Consider the following 2,112-nt stretch of genomic DNA (forward strand, 5'->3'; position numbering starts at 1 on the left):
TCTGTTCTTTTCTCAACATGCTCAAATAAAGTAAAAACCTTCTCGAGCCGTTCAAAAATTGCAGCATTCCGCTTTTGTGTTATTTCATATTTATAAGTCAGTTGCTTGTTATTTTGCATATTTTGCAGCAAAGCAAAGTAGAGTGCCTGCTGTTCAAAAGCTATTCTCTTCAAGCCCTCTACCGCCACCCCCAATATTTTCCCACCGCCAATATTTTCCCACCGCCAATATTTTCATTGTATCGTTCCATCTTCTCTCCGCATTTTCTTTTTCAAACTTTTCTGAATCCAATTTCTGAATAGCATCATCACGTTCCTTAAAGACCTTAGAACAAAATAATGTATCCATACCAGTATAGCGATGCGAGGTAGACAAAAGATATGTTAGTAAAAATATGATAAGCAATAAGCCTTCTCTCAACAGAACTTTTTTGTAAATATTTTTCTATTTTTTTATCAATCACAACAACTTAAAATAAATACATAAATTCATATCTAACTATATTTAATAAAATTTATTAAATCCATTTAGAATAATCTACGATAAAAATAAAAAGGGATAAATTGTACACAAATTAAACACTCTATAAACAGAATAAAGCTATAAAAACTAATTTATTCAACAAAATAGACGTAGATTTCTCTGTATGGCTTTATATCTCTCTAGGAGCAATTTAATCACTTTATAGGTGACTTTAAAATATTTTAGTAGCATCTTATAAATCATTCAGAAATGATATTTTAATTAAAAACTATATGAGTATTTATAAAATGATAATTATACAAAATGGATAACCACAATCAATGTAGTAATTGACTACTTTATAATATAGATTTGTTTGTTTTATCCGTAGCAGCAATAAAAAAGGTTGTTTTTTTTACATAAATTCAAATTTATTCATTTTTTACATTATACTTTATGCTATTACTTTTAGGTTAATAAAGATCATAGAGTTTTAAACTGATAAGATGCGTTCTTTTCTCGAACGACACTTTTTAAAAGAAGAGTTGATTTAATCAGCGGGAAAATCAATGGCAAGGCTTATAATTTGGAAACAATATATCGTTATTCGTAAAGGGATGCCGTTTTGGAGCAAGCTAGAAGATATCTATGATCAATGATAAAATTAAGGAGGGATGAATTGGAGAAATTTGATATTTTTTACAGATCAGTGAATCAAAAAAAGGATAGTAGATGAAATTTAAAATTCGCCATCTTTATCATGAGATGAAAACTTTAATCACACATCTAATTTCTTTGTTTTAAAATATTTTCTTTCCCTTTCAGCAATATTAAAAAATATCTTCAATAAGCGCTCTTTTAAGATGTTATCTCCATGATCAAAGTAACGGTTATCTAGCTTCCACTCAGGACACTGTTTTACAAAAGGAAATCATCATTTCAGGATATGGTAAGATTTATGTATTTAATCACGATGTATCATACAATACTCACTCCTCGTCATATAAGAAATTTAATTTTTATGTGATCGAAATAACAAACCTTGCAAGACAATTTTTTTAATAAATAAAGATGGGTTCTGAAAATAATTTTTTTTAGACGAAAATTGATGCGAAGAAACAGTCAGAGAGAAATGGGGGGATTATAAATTGTTGATGATTATAAAAAAAGATATCAAAAAATTACCCAAAACCAATTTATGGATCAATGAATGGTATCTAAAAAATAGACAAACCTCTATAAATTCTGATTATGTCAATGCTCTTGCTATCTTGGGTTCATTTTATAAATCTAGATACAATAGCCGCTATGTATGTAACAAATCCACAAGCAATTTCCCTAAAAAGGTATCGTCCTCATTTATGAGGCTTGTGTTTCTCCTCATAATCACCTCAAAGTTGCAGCATTTCCACTCGTTAATACGCTTTGAGATTCCTCATGCACCAAAGGTACTTTTAAATTCTGGAGTGGTTATGGAAATCTGCTTTCAACTAATCACTGTATGGAGATATGAAGCAGCCAACTTTTCACAGAAAAACGTTCTCTTCAGTGGACATTCCCACTGTAAAATCCATGGAACAACACAATGAACAGACCGCGCACCCTTGCTCTCAACTATGGATCCTATAATGCTGTCCGCATGCTGATCGG

General features: G+C 30.5%; 1 protein-coding gene. It reads right to left on the reverse strand.

The window, feature by feature from the left end; genetic code table 11:
* Positions 1 to 153 precede the first annotated feature (153 nt).
* Positions 154 to 405: a hypothetical protein gene (locus ACFIKE_RS09780; RefSeq protein WP_375649633.1), complete on the reverse strand. Its 252-nt coding sequence runs from the start codon at positions 403 to 405 to the stop codon at positions 154 to 156.
* Positions 406 to 2,112 lie beyond the last annotated feature (1,707 nt).

This window comes from Bartonella sp. MU70NMGDW (assembly GCF_042194085.1).
GTDB classification, from domain to species: Bacteria; Pseudomonadota; Alphaproteobacteria; order Rhizobiales; family Rhizobiaceae; genus Bartonella; species Bartonella grahamii.